Origin of the sequence: Thiorhodococcus minor (assembly GCF_010820565.1) — a bacterium.
In the GTDB taxonomy this organism is placed as follows: Bacteria; Pseudomonadota; Gammaproteobacteria; order Chromatiales; family Chromatiaceae; genus Thiorhodococcus; species Thiorhodococcus minor.
Window position 1 is genome coordinate 1 of sequence record NZ_JAAIJQ010000057.1, and the last position, 16,171, is coordinate 16,171.

At 67.2% G+C, this 16,171-nt stretch carries 14 protein-coding genes and 1 pseudogene; 9 read left to right on the forward strand and 6 right to left on the reverse strand.

Translation table 11 applies throughout. From position 1 onward, the window contains the following. The 3 genes and pseudogenes from G3446_RS17280 to G3446_RS17290 form a co-directional block, all read left to right on the forward strand. The coding region (locus tag G3446_RS17280) for a transposase (protein ID WP_164454085.1) at window positions 1–237 on the forward strand (237 nt) is incomplete at its 5' end. A gap of 803 nt (window positions 238–1,040) precedes the next feature. Continuing rightward, the gene (locus tag G3446_RS17285; protein ID WP_164454086.1) at window positions 1,041–1,508 is read left to right on the forward strand and encodes a MarR family winged helix-turn-helix transcriptional regulator; all 468 of its coding nucleotides are present in this window, start codon (window positions 1,041–1,043) and stop codon (window positions 1,506–1,508) included. Window positions 1,509–1,892: 384 nt separating this feature from the next. Beyond that, window positions 1,893–2,021, forward strand: a pseudogene (locus G3446_RS17290) (ISAzo13-like element transposase-related protein); the annotation flags it as partial. A gap of 12 nt (window positions 2,022–2,033) precedes the next feature. On the opposite strand, the gene G3446_RS28725 reads toward G3446_RS17290, so the two are convergent. From G3446_RS28725 to G3446_RS17320, 6 genes are all read right to left on the reverse strand, one after another. After that, window positions 2,034–3,473, reverse strand: coding sequence for a methyl-accepting chemotaxis protein (locus tag G3446_RS28725; protein WP_280818844.1), 1,440 nt, complete (start codon window positions 3,471–3,473; stop codon window positions 2,034–2,036). Next, a complete protein-coding gene (locus G3446_RS17300; RefSeq protein ID WP_164454088.1) occupies window positions 3,463–3,981 on the reverse strand; it encodes a PAS domain-containing protein in 519 nt (172 codons plus the stop codon). The genes G3446_RS28725 and G3446_RS17300 overlap by 11 nt, the downstream gene beginning before the upstream one ends. A 1,205-nt stretch (window positions 3,982–5,186) precedes the next feature. Further along, on the reverse strand, window positions 5,187–5,999 hold the full coding sequence (locus G3446_RS17305) for a formylmethanofuran dehydrogenase subunit C (RefSeq protein ID WP_164454089.1): 813 nt from the start codon (window positions 5,997–5,999) through the stop codon (window positions 5,187–5,189). Next, window positions 5,996–6,892 carry a formylmethanofuran--tetrahydromethanopterin N-formyltransferase gene (gene fhcD / locus G3446_RS17310; protein ID WP_164454090.1) on the reverse strand — a complete coding sequence of 299 codons (897 nt, stop codon included), beginning with the start codon at window positions 6,890–6,892 and terminating at the stop codon, window positions 5,996–5,998. Before fhcD ends, G3446_RS17305 begins: the two co-directional genes overlap by 4 nt. Then, window positions 6,889–8,559 (reverse strand): formylmethanofuran dehydrogenase subunit A, encoded by a 1,671-nt coding sequence (locus tag G3446_RS17315; RefSeq protein WP_164454091.1) that lies wholly within the window; start codon window positions 8,557–8,559, stop codon window positions 6,889–6,891. Before G3446_RS17315 ends, fhcD begins: the two co-directional genes overlap by 4 nt. Before the next feature lie 12 nt (window positions 8,560–8,571). After that, window positions 8,572–9,861, reverse strand: coding sequence for a formylmethanofuran dehydrogenase subunit B (locus G3446_RS17320; RefSeq protein WP_164454092.1), 1,290 nt, complete (start codon window positions 9,859–9,861; stop codon window positions 8,572–8,574). Window positions 9,862–10,193: 332 nt separating this feature from the next. Here G3446_RS17320 and G3446_RS17325 point away from each other — a divergent pair, with 332 nt between their 5' ends. Genes G3446_RS17325 through G3446_RS17350 form a run of 6 tightly spaced genes read left to right on the forward strand, consistent with a single transcriptional unit; the run spans window position 10,194 to window position 16,159 of the window. Beyond that, complete coding sequence (locus tag G3446_RS17325; RefSeq protein WP_164454093.1) at window positions 10,194–11,213, forward strand: beta-ribofuranosylaminobenzene 5'-phosphate synthase family protein; 1,020 nt, start codon at window positions 10,194–10,196, stop codon at window positions 11,211–11,213. 10 nt (window positions 11,214–11,223) lie between these two features. After that, window positions 11,224–12,126 carry an NAD(P)-dependent methylenetetrahydromethanopterin dehydrogenase gene (locus G3446_RS17330; RefSeq protein ID WP_164454094.1) on the forward strand — a complete coding sequence of 301 codons (903 nt, stop codon included), beginning with the start codon at window positions 11,224–11,226 and terminating at the stop codon, window positions 12,124–12,126. Continuing rightward, window positions 12,116–13,294 carry an ATP-grasp domain-containing protein gene (locus G3446_RS17335; RefSeq protein ID WP_164454095.1) on the forward strand — a complete coding sequence of 393 codons (1,179 nt, stop codon included), beginning with the start codon at window positions 12,116–12,118 and terminating at the stop codon, window positions 13,292–13,294. Before G3446_RS17330 ends, G3446_RS17335 begins: the two co-directional genes overlap by 11 nt. Next, window positions 13,291–14,268, forward strand: a complete 978-nt coding sequence (gene mch / locus G3446_RS17340; RefSeq protein WP_164454096.1) for a methenyltetrahydromethanopterin cyclohydrolase — start codon at window positions 13,291–13,293, stop codon at window positions 14,266–14,268. Before G3446_RS17335 ends, mch begins: the two co-directional genes overlap by 4 nt. Next, on the forward strand, window positions 14,265–15,188 hold the full coding sequence (locus tag G3446_RS17345; protein WP_164454097.1) for an ATP-grasp domain-containing protein: 924 nt from the start codon (window positions 14,265–14,267) through the stop codon (window positions 15,186–15,188). The genes mch and G3446_RS17345 overlap by 4 nt, the downstream gene beginning before the upstream one ends. Beyond that, the gene (locus G3446_RS17350; RefSeq protein WP_245232568.1) at window positions 15,185–16,159 is read left to right on the forward strand and encodes a triphosphoribosyl-dephospho-CoA synthase; all 975 of its coding nucleotides are present in this window, start codon (window positions 15,185–15,187) and stop codon (window positions 16,157–16,159) included. Before G3446_RS17345 ends, G3446_RS17350 begins: the two co-directional genes overlap by 4 nt. Window positions 16,160–16,171: the final 12 nt, after the last annotated feature.

Genomic DNA, 16,171 nt, shown 5'->3' on the forward strand with positions numbered 1-16,171 from the left:
CGCGTCAGCAATCGCAAGCTCACCTGTTTCAATCGCTTCCTCGGTACGCTCAGCACGCATTTCGAGGAAATCACCAATTATTTCGTCGGTCGTCACTCCAGCGGCTTTGTCGAGGGGCTCAACAATAAGCTCAAGGTCATCAAGCGGCGCAGCTACGGAATGACGAACCTCAAACACCTTTATCAGAGAGTGTACTTGGATCTCAACGGATACCGTGACTTCGGGGTCGTGTGCTGACCAATCAGGGGCTTAGCGAGCGCACGTTCAGCGCTATTTTGGGATCTGCGTGTACGCCCAAATCGCCACTAAATGCTTGTTTTAAAATGAATCGCTAGACCCCCCGAAATCCGGGAGAGCCTGGATGCATTGAGCAACCCTTTGTTTTACTTAGCGTCCTTTGCTCCTTTGCTCCTTTGCTCCTTTGCTCCTTTGCTCCTTTGCGGCTTCAATTGCCGAATCTAGGTTGATCGGATAGGGCGCGGAATGGCCGGTCTGGTCCGCGCGGATGCGCAGTGGGCAGGCAAGATCACAGCATTGGTGGAGTGAGCTGAGGACAATGCGTGGGTAACGCGACGGCAACGCCCGCATCGGAGGGTCGCTCGACTTCCCGCGAGGCGTAATCATCGACGACGGGACAAGGCAGTATGGCGGCGAAGTACCCTTGGCCGCATGGCCTCAAGCAGGCTCGTCAGACGCAGCCAATCCTTCAGCGTCCCGGCACTCGGGCGGCCGCCAATCAAGACCAGGCCCCTGAGCAGGTCTACGCTGTCCCAAACAGGCGAGATCGTTTCGTGACGACGTTTCCCGGGCCGCCTTCGGTCGGCTTGGGCGCCGATCGCAAGAGCTCGCGAAGCTCACTGCAGGGCGATCGGTCGATGTCGCGAGTGCGGCCTGGCGCGGCGTGGCTCCGCGTCACTGTTCGTGGCCGCCGGAACCCCAGCGCGGTCCATGGCGGGCTCCCTACACGCCCCCAATATTGACAACCAGCTGTCCGTATGTAGGCTACTTGCTGATCGAATCTCGATTTTCAGGAGGAGAGCTTGCCCGAGCCCGAGGTTGAGTCGTTGACCGCGACCGTACTAGCGATCTTCAAAGCCAACGGACAGCTGATCGGCTGGGGCGATCGCTTCGTTGCGCCTTTTGGTCTGACTAGCGCCCGCTGGCAGATGTTGGGTGCGCTGGCTTTCGCCGGCGAACCGATCGCCACGCCGCGGATCGCCTTCAGCATGGGTGTAACCCGGCAGGGCGCACGCAAGCAGCTCAATCTGCTGTTGGCCGAAGGGCTGGTCTGCAAGCGCCCCAATCCGTTCCACAAGCGCTCGCCACTCTACGAGCTCACCGACGAGGGCCGACGCACCTATGATGCGGTCCAGGCCGCTTGGAATGAGCATGCCAAGTCGATCTCTGGGGTCCTCTCCCAGAGCGAGCTGGAGACGACCCTCGGAACCCTTGCAACGCTTAGCGATCTCCACAACCAACCTGACGAGGCGGAAGACGATGAAGGATAGACTGCAGCGCGCCATTGCCGCGTCGCGCCCGCTGCCGCGGAGCACGAGGACAGCCAGGCGCAAAGCCCTCCTCGTCGCAATGCCGTGCGTGCTGCCTATCGGCGTCCGTGCGGCAAATCCGGAGGAGATCGCCGAGGCGCGGCAGAAGACTTCTGAAGCATGAATCGCCGGGGCCCGGAGAACTTACCTGTTCTCAAGAGCGAATTATGAAGGCTTACGACCTTGTTTGTGTCGCAGCATAGTCGGCAATGCGGTGCGGCCTGTATGGATGCCAACAGACCAGTTGCCCTCGATCCGCTTCTCGGAGATCCGGGACTCCGGGCGTCTGCGGGCGTCCCGCTGATCCGATGCAACCTGCCGGCCGCGATCTTCGCACTCAAGCAGCGTGCTCAGCCGGTCGTTTCGGTGGACGCCAAGAAAAAGGAGCTCGTCGGCGACTTCAAGAACGGCGGTCGCGAATGTCAGCCACGGGGCAAACCGGTCGAAGTGCGCACGCATGACTTGATGGATCGGGCGGTGCGACTCTCAGCCCCCATGCTTCTCCGTCACCATCTGATCCACGATCTGCATGACTTCGGCGCTGGCAGACTCGGTCTCGCGCATGGCGTCGACGATGGCTTCCTGCAGCTCGAAATTCGCCTCCCAGCCGGTGCCTAGGTAGCTCATCATGCGGTGGGTGCTGGCGTGGACGCGCGAGTGCGGGTCCTCCAGGGTGGCGTAGGCGCGGGTCTCGCCGAAGTGCTCCTTGCCGGTGGTGTCGTACCACTTGCCGAGTCGGCATTGGTGGTGGTCGACCCTAATTGGGTCGGTGTACTTGTCCTCCTTGCCGTCGGTGCCGATGGCCATGTAGGCGCGCTGTTTGTAGATGACGTGGTCGACCTTGACCAGGGTGCCGAAGCCGAGGTCCTGGGCGCGGGCGGCCAGGCTCTTGGTCTCGCGCGCCGATTGGGCAAAGTGGGCGAAGCGGCCTTCCATCTCGCCGATGAGCTCGCTGGAGTTGCTGGCCATGTCGCGCATGGCGTCGGAGTCTTCCAGCATGCGCTCGGTCTCGCCCTTGAGGGTGCCCATGATCCGAGCGATCGACTCCGAGGCGTTTTTGGTGTTCTCGGCCAGGGTGCGGACCTCGTCGGCGACCACCGCGAAGCCGCGCCCGGCCTCGCCGGCGCGCGCGGCCTCGATGGCGGCGTTGAGGGCGAGCAGGTTGGTCTGATTGGCGATGGCGGTGATGAGATCGACGGCCGTGGTGATCTCCTGTCCGCGCTCGTTGAGCTCGACGGCCGTGTTGGCGACGTGATTGATGCGCTCGGCGATGGCGCTCAGGTGGGTCACGACCTGGCTGACCGATGAGCGGCTCTCTTCGGCGTCGCTGGCCGTAGTGGTGGCCAGCTCCAGCACCACCTGCATCTCCTGATTGACCCGCATGAGGTCTTCCTGGTTGGAGGCCAGATTCGCCAGCAGGTTGCTGTTGTTGAGCTGCTGGACCTGGCCGATCAGGCGGTTGTGCATCTTCTCGCGCTGGACTTGCTCGATGCCCTGGAGGAGTTGGTTATGGCTCTCGAGTCCACGTTTGAAGCCGCCATGCAGGCCGGCCGGAAAGGCCTTGCGGTCGAAGTGCCCCTCCATGTGCAGACGGAAGGCGGTCGCCTCCTCGCGGAAGAAGGTCTCGAGCTGGTCGAGCATGTCATTGATGCCCCAGCTGAGCTGGCCGATCTCGTCGTCCTCCCGGATTCCGGTGATGCGCTGATCGAAGCGGCCTTGGCTGACGGAATCCGCCAGTTCCCTGAGCTTGCGCATGGACGCCAGGCAGCGTCTAAGCAGGCTCTGCCCCCAAAGGGCGATGCCGCCACCCAGAACGGGAAAGAGTGCCACCCAGGGGTCGAGGCCGAATCGTGCCCAGACGTAGGCGGCGGAGAGCAGGGTCAGTCCCGTCAGGGACCAGAGCAGCACCGCGATCTTAGATTGCAAGGACAAGCTCGTCATAGTTCATGCCCTTTTCGCTGAGTAGGTCGTTGAGGATCTTGGTGGAGGCCTGGATGGCGTCCTTGGGGCCGGCGGCCTGCTCGGCGGAGAGCATGGTCCGGTAGAGGTCGGTCACGGTGGCGATCGCCGAGGCGCTAGGCTTGCGCCGCACGGAGAAATAGCCGGTGATGTTGCCTTTGGCGTCGAGGTCCGGGGTGATGTTGGCGAAGACCCAATAGAAGCTGCCGTCCTTGGCCATGTTCTTCACATAGGCGTTGCACTCGCGCTTGTCCTGAACGGTGTCCCAGAGCAGCTTGAAGACGCCCCTGGGCATATCCGGGTGGCGGATGATGTTGTGCTGAGAGCCGATGAGCTCGGCCTCGGTATAGCCGGAGAATTCGATGAAGATGCGGTTGCCATAGGTGATGCGCCCGGTCGGGTCGGTCTTGGAGACGATGAAGTCATCGTCGCGCATCACCTTTTCCACATCGGTGGGGGTGATCTTTCTTTTCATGTGCGTCCACTCGTTGCGAGAGGCCGTCGGCCAGATCCTTCAGTCGGGCAAGGGAGCGAGTGATTGGCCGTGATGCCCGTTCGGGAGCATCCGGCGCATCAGGTCGACGCGACCGCGTGGTGGGTCGAGATACAGCTGACCGCCGAGCATGATGGGCATCCACTGAGGCGGATCGACGATCCGCTTCTTTATCCCCTGATAGTACTTGACCGAGATCGGGCAGGCAGCGAAATCAATTCCACTCCCTAAGGAAACGCTGGCTCATTGCGGTTCCGGTCCGGGCCATCCTTGGCCCGGCATCTTCAAGCACTGCTAGTGCTTGAAGATGGAGCGACTCGGAAACCGCGTTCTCGAGTCGCGAGCCGACCAAATGCCAGGAGGGCACTTGATCAGTGTCTTCCTAAGTGGCGGGTCAATATTGGTGGCGGCTCTGGGTCTTCGGCTGATCCGAAACGCGACCGCCTCTCTCGAGGCAATACCCAGCCACGGCTCGGAGCAAATTGGATCCTACGGTGCTGATTATTGCGCCACAACCCGGTCGAGCGCCAAAGCGTGACGCGAGTCCAGTTTCGTGCCGTTCGTCGGCTCAGAGCCAATGCGCCCAGACCCGGCAAGTCGAGCCGCAAAGACGCGGATGGGGCAAAGAAGAACGATCTCGAGGGTGAAGAGGGGGCCGGGCACTCAGTTCCGACCGATGTTGCAGGAACGGGTGATGCTGGGAGTGTTGGCCTCCAGGTCAACAGGTGTCGGCCTGGAGGCCAACAGCCCCAGCACTGATGCCGCCCAAGTCCATGATCCTAGATCCGGCAGTTGACCGCTTCGTGCTTCATACAAGGCCTTGACCCCTTTCAAGATCGGGGCTTCCTGCTGGCTCACCCGCCGGGTGAAGCCCGCTACGGCCCCCAGTGCACGCCCCGCGCGGCGCCTGGCTGCGTTGTAACGGATTCTCTCTTGAGAAAGATCCCGTCGTAGAACCACTACGACGCCTCCTTGCGCCTTGCCAGACACCCCGCTGGACGCACCCTGGAGGCCGTCCAACCTCCGGATCTAGGATGATGGGACCGCAACTTAGAGTGAAGCCTGGTACTCGGGGGCGGGGCACGAAGCCCAAGGGAGCGGGCGATTTTCGCGTTGGTCGTTGGGCCCCCTGAGTCGGCCCAACCTGGGATTGGGCGCCATCTTGGATGCGGCGAGCGGGCGTCCGCTCACGACCAGACCAGGACCTCGCCCTGCCCGCCGTAGCCGAGGTCGCCGAGCCAGCGTCGGACGCGCTTGCCGCGCTGGGGCAGGGTGCCGAAGGGGGGCTCCAGCTCGGCTAGGGAGCTGGTGAGGAGGGTGATGACGTCCAGGTCCCACTCGCCGTTGTCGTTGAAGGTGGGGGGCAGCTCGGGCGGGTGGCCGAGCAGCAGGGTGCCGCGGCGCATGCCGAAGCCGGTATTTGCGCCCGTCTTGCCGAGGACCAGGATGGTGCCGGCCCCCATACGCGAGCCGCAGTAGTCGCCGGCATCGCCCGCGATCAGGATGGTGCCCCGACGCTGGCGGTCGCCGACTCTGTCCCCGGCGTTGCCGCGCACCTCGATGCGCCCGCCGCGCATTCCACGCCTGTCGCCGGGCAGCGCGGCGCCGAGGAAGTCGCCAGCGCTCCCGTCGATGCGGATGACCCCGCCTGTCATGCCGGTGCCGGCCAGGATGCTGGCGTTACCGGAAACATGGATCTCACCGCCGCGCATGCCCCTGCCCAGATAGGCGCCGGCGTCGCCCGCGACCTGGATACGGCCCTGGCTCATCCCAGCGCCGATGCTGTCGAGCCGGTCGCTGTTCGACGCGATCCGAATGTCGCTAACGTCATCGCCCGCGACCTCGAAGAGGTCGCCCGTCGCGACCTGGCGGTTGCCGACCCAGAGCGGTATGGCCTGGATGTCCGCGATCGAGGCTCCATCGAGCCTGTCCGGCGTGAAGGCCGAGAGGTCGATGCGCTGGCGCGGGCTCTCGGACAGCCGAAGGGTGAGCGCACTCATGCCATCAGCTCCCGCAGGTGAAAGTGATACTGGCCCAGCTTGCCGCCATAGTTGCCGGCCGAGATGCGAATGACGCCCGAGTCGGCGCCCAGGGTGCAGACCGCGTCGATGCCGACGCGCGTGGCCTCGCTGACGTCCGCCTCGGTGAGCCCGTTGATGACGATCTCCAAGACCGCGCCTACCTCCGCATCCAGCCTGGAGTCGACCAGGCCGCGCAGCGTCGGACAGAAGGCGTCATTGGTGCTCGCCATCAGCGCCTTGTACTTGGAGCCGACCTTGGAGCCGGAGCGCGCGATGCCGCCCGGAAAGGGCAACAGCACGCTCGGCAGGGCGCGGATGGCCTCCACGGCGTGCTCGCAGGCGGCCAAGGCCTGCGGCAGGCTGCGCGCCAGGACTAGAAAGTTGCCGCCGCCCACGGCGCTTCTGCGGGCGGTCATCTCTTCGCATAGGAACTCGCCGTCCATCACCGGGATCCGCCAGTAGCGCTTGCCGTCGATCAGCTTGGAGATCTGATGGCCGTCGCCGAAGAAGCGCAGGTTTTTGCCGAGCGGCACCGGCTTCTCGCTGCTCATGCCGGAGAAGATGGCCGTGGTGGGACAGGTGAGGACACACTGCCCCACGCGGCGCTCGACCTGTTTCTCCAGGTCCTTGCCCGACATGGCGAAGAGCAGCACGCTCATGCCGGGCCGCCGGTCCGGCGTCTCGTCGGGCGACAGCTCGCGCTCGATCCCCGCCTCCGCGCCGCAGCCGATGACCGAGGTCGCGAAGCCCGTCATGGTCTCGGCCGCGATGCGCGCCCAGCGCGGGTTGAGTGCCGTGATGACCAGGCGCGTGGCGTTCATCCCAAAGGCCTCGGCGAAGCTGTCCTCGATCTCGATGCCGTTGCGGATCATGCGGCGCTCCTCGGTCGGCAGGCATGGATCTCGACTGGGCTGCCGATGCCTTCGGCCATCTCCTCGTCCGAGATGCGGAAGTTGGCCATTCCGATACTGTGGTAGCGGTCGAGCCACTTCCCAATGCGCTGCTCGATGGCGCGGTCGTACTCGGGGCGAATCACTTGGGTGCTGCCCTTGACAGGTGCCGTGATGCGGCCCTCCTCGACCACCACCTGGCCGTCCTTGAAGACCAGCATGGGCGTGCCGAACATCCGCTCGGCATCGTCCGATGGGCGATAGACGGTGATGTCCGCGCGCGCCCCGGCGCCCAGGTGTCCGCGATCGGCCAGCCCCAGGATCCGGGCGGGCGCGGCGCGGGTCATGATGGCGATCTCGTAGAGGCTGTACTGGCGCTCCAGCGAGCCGAGCAGGCTCATGGCCGCGGCGTCCGGGTTGATCTGGGCGAGCTGCTCATTGCGGAAGGTTCGGTCCATCAGCAGCCGGATGAGATGCGGATAGCTGGTGAAGGGGGCGCCGTTGGGGTGGTCTGTCGTCAGAAAGACCCGCCAGGGGTCGTCCACCATGAGGAAGAGCTCCAGTCCGATCGCCCACTGCAGGGCGTTGACGAAGTTCTTGTCCTTGTAGCGAAAGGGCACGACGCCGCAGCCGGCCTCGCACTCGATGTCCATGCAGGTCCACTTGCGCGGGTGGGCATGGCTGCGGTTGGCGTGCTGGTGCATGGTGTCGCCGGAGATGGTCACCGTCTGGCCGAACATGACCTGGCCGACGTCGATGCTGACGTTCTTGCGGTGGTTGACCGCCTCGGCGATCTCCGCCCCGGCGGATGAGAACTTCCTGTCCCCCTCGGTCCCGTAGGCGTGGAATTGGATGTGGGTCAGGTGGATGGGGAAGCCCTCGGCCGCCTCTATGGTGGCGAGCGTGGAGCTGTGGTTCCCCGGCACGCCGAGGTTGGAGGCGTGGACGTGCAGCGGGTGAGGCACGCCCAGCTCGGCGAGGGCGCGGCTCAGGGTGCGGACGATGTCGCGCGGCCTGAGCGGGTAGTGCGGGTGCCGCTCGTCGATGTCCAGCTCTCGGGCGTTGAACTTGAAGGCGCTGATCCCGCCGGGGTTGACCGTCTTGATACCGATGCACTGGGTGGCGTGCAGCGTCCAGGCGACATAGTCGTTGATGACCTCTTGGCTGACCCCTTCGCTCATGAGCTGGAGCAGCAGGTCGTCGTTGCCGAGCATGGCATAGCCGCCGGTGTCGACCATGGGGGTATCCGCCATCTCCATGTGCGCCTGGCGGGCGTTGGTCGGGATGATGGCGGGCTCGAAGCAGCTGGTGTAGCCCATCTCGGCGTAGCGGTAGCCGGCGGCGAGCGTCGAGGGCGCGGCATGTCCGCCGCCCGAGCGCGTCAGCGCGGTGCGCTCGCGCGGGTGGCTGCGCTGATCGTCCGGCAGCATGGCGCGGGCGATGTTGACCTTGCCGCCGCCGATGTGGGTATGCAGATCGATGGCGCCGGCCATGACCAGCTTCCCGCCCAGGTCGTAGGTCTTCTGCGGCCTTTCCCCCTGTGGTGCCTCGTGCAGGATGCGGCCGTCGTGGATGTAGAGGTCGCGGACCTCGCCGTCGATGCCGTTCGCGGGATCGATGAGCGTGCCGCCGCTCAGCTTGATCAACATGGGCCTGTCCTCCTATGCCTGGGCCCGCAGCCGCTCGAGCAGCTGCCCGAGCACCTGTGCGACCGAGGGCAGGTCGCTGTCTCTCAGTTGCCCGAGCGGGAGCGGGCAGGCGGCGTCCGAGCGGTACCAGTGGCCCGGGTGGTGGATGCCGGGCACGCCGACCGGGATGAAGACCTCGGGCGGCCGCTCGAAGCTCATGTCGGCCCGGCCCAGTATCAGGGTCGGGATGCTGGTGGCCGGCACCGACTGCTCACCCGAGACGGCATCGATCCAGAGCAAGCAGTCCGCCTCTTCGCGCGCGAGCAGATCTTGGTACCTGTTCAGCAAGGGGTCGTAGCTCGGCCCCGCGTGCTGAAAGCTGGTGCGCAGCGGATAGCCGCTCTGCCAGGTGCAGACCTGGTTGGTGGTGATGTCGCCCAGGGTGCCCGCAAGTGGCAGGGCGGCGGCGCGGGTGGTCTCGTTGAGGTCGCGCACCAGCTCGACCCAGGTCTGGATCTCCAGCTCGGCGTGCGGCGCGGCCAGCTCGCCGGCGGACCAGACGACCACGGCGTAGCTCGCCTGGAGGAGTTGCTCGGCGAGGGCTGTCAACTGTGCCCCATCCACCGCTGGGATGGCGTCGGCGCGGGCCGGCCGCCCGGCGACCAGGCCGCGCAGCAGGCTGCCCAGGTTGGCGAGCTGGTCCTTGGGGGCCTCGACGACGGTCGTCCGGTCCCTAGGCAGATCGCTGGGGACGGCCGTTTCCGACCAAGGCCCGAGCAGGACGTAGTGACGCTCCGCGACCTCGCCGAAGAGCGCCTCGGGCGGCGCCAGCACCCGCTCTACCAGGCGTGGGAATCTGGTGTGGCACTCTGTGCCGACCAAGAGCACCAGGTCGGCCCGATTGCGCGCCTCGGTGAGCGTGGTGGTCAGCCAGCCGCCGTCCTGGACGACCAGCAGGTTGCGAAAGAGGGCGTCGCCGCCCATGTGGTCCAGGGTGGCGCCGCAGCCGTCGGCAAGCGCCAGGGCCGCGCGCATGCCGTTGACATCCGTCGCCAGGCCGGCGAGCAGTGGCGCCTGGGACTGCGACAGACGCTCGGCGCAACGGGTCAATGCCGTCTCCAAGCCGACCACGGCGCCGTCGACGAGGCAGTGCGCGCTCGCCTGCGTCAGGGCCCGCGTGGACTCCGTCCGCGCCCGCTCGCAGCCGCCCGCCAGCCGGGGCTGTGCCGGGTCTGTCGTGTCGAGGGTCAGATCGTCACAAAGGAGTCCGCAGAAGGGACAGGTGATTGGCTGCAATGCCTCGCGGGCTGCCGTGCTCCACATGATGTGCCTTTCGCTCTGATCTCAGTCGCAAGGTGCGCGCTGGCGCACCCGAGAATAGTCCGCGAAGCAGGCTGTGTGCCACTGGGGTCGCGGACCCGCGATCCCTGGCCTTCCGCCATCGTCCGACGTGGTGCGGCGCCGGCTGGCGCCCAGTGTCTCCGGCCACTACCGACGGCGTGACAGATTGAGCCAGGCCGGAGACATGCGAGGGCCGAGAAGCTCGGGGGCCACCGCGGATGAAGGAGTGCGGCAAGGCAGGGCACGTGACTTGCTGTACCAGCCGCACGCCGACAGCACGACGATCATTGGCGCGACAGGGGGATAACGATTTCATGGCGGTCTCAAGCCAGCAGAGAACGGCTCCGAGCGATTGGGTCGACGTCGAGGCGCCGGCCCGCCTACACCTGGGCTTTCTCGATTTGAACGGGGGGCTGGGCAGGCGCTTTGGAAGCCTCGGTCTCACCCTCGACGGTCTCTGCACCTCTGTGAGCGCGCAGCGCTGCGAGCGCTTCTCCGCCGAGGGCCCCGAGTCCCAGAGAGCCCTTGCCTTCGCCGAGGCCTTCGCGAAGGCTGAGGGGCTGGAAGGCGGAGCCCGCATTCGCGTGCATGAGGCAATTCCCGGTCATTGCGGGCTGGGCTCGGGCACGCAGATGGCGCTGGCCGTCGGCACCGCGCTCGATGCGCTCTCGACCTCCAGCTCCGACAGTCGCGCCATCGCCCGGACCCTCGGGCGGGGGCGGCGCTCCGGCATCGGTATCTGTGCCTTTGAAGACGGCGGTTTCGTTGTCGATTGTGGTCGCGGTGACCAGTCGCAGGGCGAGATTCCTCCGCTCGCCCTGCGCCTCCCTTTTCCCGAGGCCTGGCGCGTGCTGCTTATTTTCGATCAGCGGGGGCAGGGACTGCATGGGGAGCCAGAGGTTCGCGCCTTCGCCGAGCTGCCGGAATTCCCCGAGACCGCGGCGGGCCATCTGTGCCGGCTGCTGCTGATGCAGATCGTCCCGGGCTTGCTGGAGTCCGCGCTGTTGCCCGTGGCCGAGGGCATCGCCGAGATTCAGCGGGTGGTCGGCGATCACTTCGCCCCGGCGCAGGGCGGGCGTTTCACCTCGCCGGCCGTGGCCGCCGCGCTCGCCTGGGCCGAGGCGCAAGGCTTCGCCGGCGTCGGCCAAAGCTCCTGGGGGCCGACCGGCTTCGTGCTGACCGCAGACGCCGAGCAGGCTCGGTGGCTGGAGCAGGGCCTCAAGCGCCGCTTCGGTGAGCTGTCGCCGCTGCGCTACCGCTTGGTGCGCGGGCGCAATGCGGGCGCCAAGGTGCGGCGCCTCGAGGCCCCCATCCAACTGAGACAAGAGATCTGAATCGCGCCCCATGGAAAAGCCCTATCTGCTTCACATGCTCACGGCGGCGAAGAACCTGAGCCCCTTCGACGTCAACATGGCCTATGACGCCGGCTGGACCGCCTGCACGCCCTATCTCCAGGTCACCTTGGACGAGGTGCAGGGGCTGGTGCAGGACGCCATCTTCTCGCGCGGCCCCAAGGGCGTCGCGCGCACCGGAATCTTTCTCGGCGGCCGCGACATCCATGTCGCCAACGACATGATGGAGGCCGCGCGCAAGGCGATGGTGCCGCCCTTCGAGGTGTCCGTCTTCGCCGATCCGAGCGGCGCCTTCACCACGGCCGCCGCCATGGTCGCCTGCGTCGAGGCCCAGCTCCGCAAGGCCGGCGCCGACGGGCTCCGGGGACAGCGTGTCCTCGTCTTCGGTGGTACCGGACCCGTGGGCACGGCCGCCGCCATGCTCGCGTCCAAGGCGGGCGCGGATGCCGCCATCGTCAGTCATCTGGGGCTGGCCAAGGCCGAGGAGACGGTCGCGCGCGCGCGGTCGCGCGACGAGGTCGGTCTCTCCGCCGCCGACGGCAGCAGTCAGGAGCGCACTCAGGGCCTCGTGGCGGGGGCCGACGCAGTCTTCAACGCGGCCGCCGCGGGTGTGCAGGTCTTGACCTCGGCCGAGGTCGCCGCGGGCGCACGGCTCAAGGTCGCCTGCGACGTCAACGCGGTGCCGCCCGAGGGGATCGAGGGCGTCGGCGTCATGGACAACGCGGTCGCGCTAGAGGCCTCGCCGAGCGGCGCGGTCGGGATCGGCGCGCTCGCGGTCGGGAACCTCAAGTACAGGGTCCAGCAGGGGCTACTGCGCCAGATGCACCAGGCGGGCTCGCCCCAGTACCTCGGTCTGGATGCCGCCCTCGAGATGGCCCGCGCCCATGTCGACTGAGTCGCCCGTCCTCTTCGTCGTCGCCAGCTCCGCGCGTGCGCTGGCCGCCTCGGCGGTCCGTGCCGGCTATCGGGTGGAGGTCGTCGATGGCTTCTGCGACCTGGATACGCGCGCGCTCGGTCCTTGTCTGCAGGCGCCCTTGCAGGGCTCCAGGCTCGACCTGGCGCGGGTCCGCGATGCCTTGGAGGCCCGCATCGAGCATCACCGCAAGCGGGGTGATGTCATCGCGGGCGCGGTGGCTGGGGCTGGGCTGGAGTCGACGCCCGAGATGCTGTCCTGGCTCGCCGCAAGGCTGCCGCTGCTGGGTAATGGCCCAGAGATCGCTCGTCTGCTCGCGAGTTCGGCCGGCTTCTTGCACGTGATCGACGTGCTCGGTATCGACCACCCTGAGTCGCGGCTCGAGCCGCCGGCCCAGGAGGCCGCGTCCTGGCTCGTGAAGGAGACCGGCCGCGACGGCGGGCTGGGTGTCCGTCACTGGCAGCCGTCGATGGCTCGGCCTCGGGGCCCACACGCTTTCCAGCGCTTCATGGCGGGCACCCCAGGGTCGCTGCTCTTCCTGGCCGATGGCGCCGACGTCGTGCCGATCGGCTTCAATCGGACGCTGGTCTCGGATGTCAGCGGCGAGCTGCCCTTCCTCTACGGCGGAGTCATCAGCGGCTTGCCCTTGACCGCGGCACAGCAGGAGAGGATCGCGGCCTGGGCGACGCGCCTGACGGACCATCTTGGGCTCCGCGGGCTCAACGGCATCGACTTCGTGCTGGGGCCGGACGGTCGCCCCGATCTGCTCGAGCTCAATGCCCGGCCGACGGCCAGCTTGAGCCTCTATGACGCCCAGATCGATGGCGGTCTGATCGCGCACCACATCTCGGCCTGCCGGGGGGCAGTGCCCGCTCTGGCTGCGCCGGGAATGAAGCATAGCGCCGGCCAGATGGTCCTCTATGCCTGGCGGGATCTCGAGATCTCCGCCGACATGCCTTGGCCGGACTGGGTCTCGGATCGCCCCTGTCCAGGCGTCGAGATCGCGCGCGGGGCGCCGCTTTGCAGCATCAGCGCTGCCGGCGAGACCCCTGAGCAGGTCGAAACCTTGCTTGGTGAGCGCAGCCGTCAGCTCGTCGATCGGCTTGAGCCCGAGCGCGCGGTCATCTCGGCAATCGAGGAGATCCTATGACCGACCGCGGCTTGAGCATCAACGCACTCACGGCCCCATTGGTCGACGCATTGGTGGCGGATGCCGACCAGCTGCGTCTTGGCGTGCACGCGCTGGATAACGGCGCGTGCATCGTCGACGCGGGTATCGCGGCGCCCGGCGGGCTCGAGGCCGGCAGGCGCATCGCCGAGATCTGTCTGGGCGGTCTCGGGCGGGTGGCGCTGCGTGGCGGCGGCCCGGTCGCGGGCTGGCCACTCTCTGTGGAGGTGACCACGAGCGATCCGGTCATGGCCTGTCTCGGCAGTCAGTACGCCGGCTGGAGCCTGAGCCATGGCGAGGGCAAGGGCGCCTTTCACGCCCTCGGCTCGGGCCCCGGGCGTGCGCTGGCCTGCAAGGAGCCCTTGTTCGCCGAGCTGGGCTATCGCGACCAGTCCGACCGTGGCTGTCTGGTGCTCGAGGTCGATAAGGAGCCGCCGGCTCCCCTGATCGAGAAGATCGCGCGTGACTGCGGCATCGCGCCGAGCGGGCTAACGCTCATCCTGACGCCGACCTCCAGCCTGGCCGGCACGGTGCAGATCGTCGCCCGCGTCCTGGAGGTAGCCCTGCACAAGGCGCACGAGCTGGGCTTTCACCTCGGCGACATCCGCGACGGCCTGGGTGCCGCGCCCCTGCCGCCACCCGCGCCCGATTTCGTCAAGGCCATGGGCCGCACCAACGACGCCATTCTTTTCGGCGGGCAGGTGCAGCTCTTCGCCGCCGGGGAGGACGCTGCGGTCGAGCGCCTTGCCCGCGAGCTGCCGAGCAGCGCCTCGCGCGACTACGGCCGTCCCTTCGCCGAGGTGTTCAAGGCTTACGGCTACGACTTCTTCCAGGTCGATCCCATGCTCTTCAGTCCGGCGCGCATTCAGGTCACGGCGCTCGACAGCGGCCGGACCTTCACGGCCGGTCGCATCGCCCCGGAGCTGCTTGAAGCCTCCTTCGGAGTGGCCCTATGAGCACGCTGGGTCAGCGCTGTATCGCCATTGTCACCGACGATCCGGGGTGGCATGGGGCGCGCTTGCGCGAGGCCTTCGGCGCACGCGGTTGGGAGACACGGAATGTCTCGCTCCAGGAGTGTCACTTCGACCTGGCGGGAGACGGCGACGGCATAAGGCTTCCCGGCTTCGCTGGTCTACCAGAGGCCGTCTTCGTGCGCGGCGTCCCCGGCGGGACCTTCGAGCAGGTCATCTTCCACCTGGACCTGCTCCACGCCCTGCGCGAGCTGGGTGTCTTGGTCTACAACGACGCGCGCGCCATCGAGCGCAGCGTCGACAAGTGCATGACCAGCTTCCTGCTGCGCGCCGCGGGCATCGCGACGCCGCCCACCTGGGTGATGCGTGACGCGGACATCCTGGAGCGGGAGCTTCAGCGCGAGCTGGCGGCCGGACACCGCCTGCTGCACAAACCGCTGTTCGGCTCGCAGGGCGAGGGGATCGCACTGGTCCGCGCGGCCGCCGACGTCCCCGCGCCTGAGGACTGTAGCGGGCTGCACTATCTGCAGCGCTACATCCCCACGGGCGCTGGCCAATCGCACGACTGGCGCGTCTTCGTCATCGGCGGGCAGGCAGTCGCGGCCATGCGGCGCTCCTCCACGGGGCCGCTCACCAATGTCGCCCAGGGCGCGAGCTGTCAGCCCGCGGTGTTGGACGCCGAGCTCAAGGCGCTGGCGGAGGCCGCCGCGGCGAGGCTCGACATGGCCTACGCGGGGGTCGACATCCTGCGTGATCCCGACGGCAAGGCCTGGGTGATCGAGGTCAATGGCGTGCCGGCGTGGAAGGGGCTGCAGCAGGTCTGCGGGGCCGACATTGCCGACGCGCTTGCCAGCGATCTGCTCGGCCGGCTGCACCATCGGCAAGCCATAGAGGCGGTGTCATGAGCATCGCTGGGCTCGACGATCGGATGTGGGACGCGGGGACGCCCATGACGCAGCGTCGGCGCCGAGTGCGGTGCGCCTATCGCGAGGCGTGCGCCCTGGAGCTGGCCGCCCTGAAGCCGGGCAATGTGCACCAAGAGGCCGGTGGTCACGGGATGACTGTCGACGACTTTCTCCTCAGCGCGGACGCGAGCGCCTGGCCGCTGACCGACCCGGACATCGGGCTCGGCGAGCGCTTGTATCGATCGGTTTCGGCGACCCGGAGCGCAGTCGGCCGCAACACCAACCTCGGCATCCTGCTGCTCTGTGGGCCCTTGGCCCAAGCCGTCGTCGACCCGAGGCTGAGCGGCAGCCTCCGCCAGCGGTTGAAACAGGTGCTCGAGCGTTGCGACCGGCGCGACACTCAGGGGTTGTTCGAGGCCATTCGGCTGGCCGCGCCGGCGGGGCTCGGGTCTGCCGAGACTCACGATGTCGCTGGTCCGGTAAGCGCGACGCCGCTGGAGGCGATGGCGCAGGCCGCCCAGCGCGACCAGATCGCGTACCAGTACGTCGGCGGATTCGCCGACCTCTTCGAGCGCGGCCAGCGGCTCCTCGATGCGCTGGAGCACCGCTGGTCGGACCCGGTCTGGGCGACGGCCGGGCTTTTCATGGACTTCCTCGCCCGGGTCCCGGACTCGCACATCGCGCGCAAGCTCGGCCCCGAGGTCGCGCGCTCCGTCTTGGAGCGCGCAGCTCCGCTCACCAAGGCCCTGCTCGGCGCATCGCGTCCCGAGGGCTGCCGCGCCGAGCTGCAGCGCTTCGACCGCGCCCTCAAGGCCGAGGGGATCAATCCCGGAACCTCGGCTGATCTTACGGTCGCCAGTCTCTTCATCCGCAGATTGGAGCCGGTCTGCGCGGAGCTCGAAGCGACGGCGGGAGCTTGCCGTTATTCCCCATCCCTGGCCGGCGGTCACGCCCCCAGGGCCATTCTCTAGAAGGTCCCACAC

What these genes read in the sequence shown, in the direction of transcription:
- mch (WP_164454096.1), top strand. Translation starts at nt 13,291, where the DNA reads ATGACCGACCGCGGCTTGAGCATCAACGCACTCACGGCCCCATTGGTC.
- G3446_RS17325 (WP_164454093.1), top strand. Translation starts at nt 10,194, where the DNA reads ATGGCGGTCTCAAGCCAGCAGAGAACGGCTCCGAGCGATTGGGTCGAC.
- G3446_RS17330 (WP_164454094.1), top strand. Translation starts at nt 11,224, where the DNA reads ATGGAAAAGCCCTATCTGCTTCACATGCTCACGGCGGCGAAGAACCTG.
- G3446_RS17350 (WP_245232568.1), top strand. Translation starts at nt 15,185, where the DNA reads ATGAGCATCGCTGGGCTCGACGATCGGATGTGGGACGCGGGGACGCCC.
- G3446_RS17320 (WP_164454092.1), bottom strand. Translation starts at nt 9,861, where the DNA reads ATGTGGAGCACGGCAGCCCGCGAGGCATTGCAGCCAATCACCTGTCCC.
- fhcD (WP_164454090.1), bottom strand. Translation starts at nt 6,892, where the DNA reads ATGATCCGCAACGGCATCGAGATCGAGGACAGCTTCGCCGAGGCCTTT.
- G3446_RS17300 (WP_164454088.1), bottom strand. Translation starts at nt 3,981, where the DNA reads ATGAAAAGAAAGATCACCCCCACCGATGTGGAAAAGGTGATGCGCGAC.
- G3446_RS17305 (WP_164454089.1), bottom strand. Translation starts at nt 5,999, where the DNA reads ATGAGTGCGCTCACCCTTCGGCTGTCCGAGAGCCCGCGCCAGCGCATC.
- G3446_RS17345 (WP_164454097.1), top strand. Translation starts at nt 14,265, where the DNA reads ATGAGCACGCTGGGTCAGCGCTGTATCGCCATTGTCACCGACGATCCG.
- G3446_RS17335 (WP_164454095.1), top strand. Translation starts at nt 12,116, where the DNA reads ATGTCGACTGAGTCGCCCGTCCTCTTCGTCGTCGCCAGCTCCGCGCGT.
- G3446_RS17315 (WP_164454091.1), bottom strand. Translation starts at nt 8,559, where the DNA reads ATGTTGATCAAGCTGAGCGGCGGCACGCTCATCGATCCCGCGAACGGC.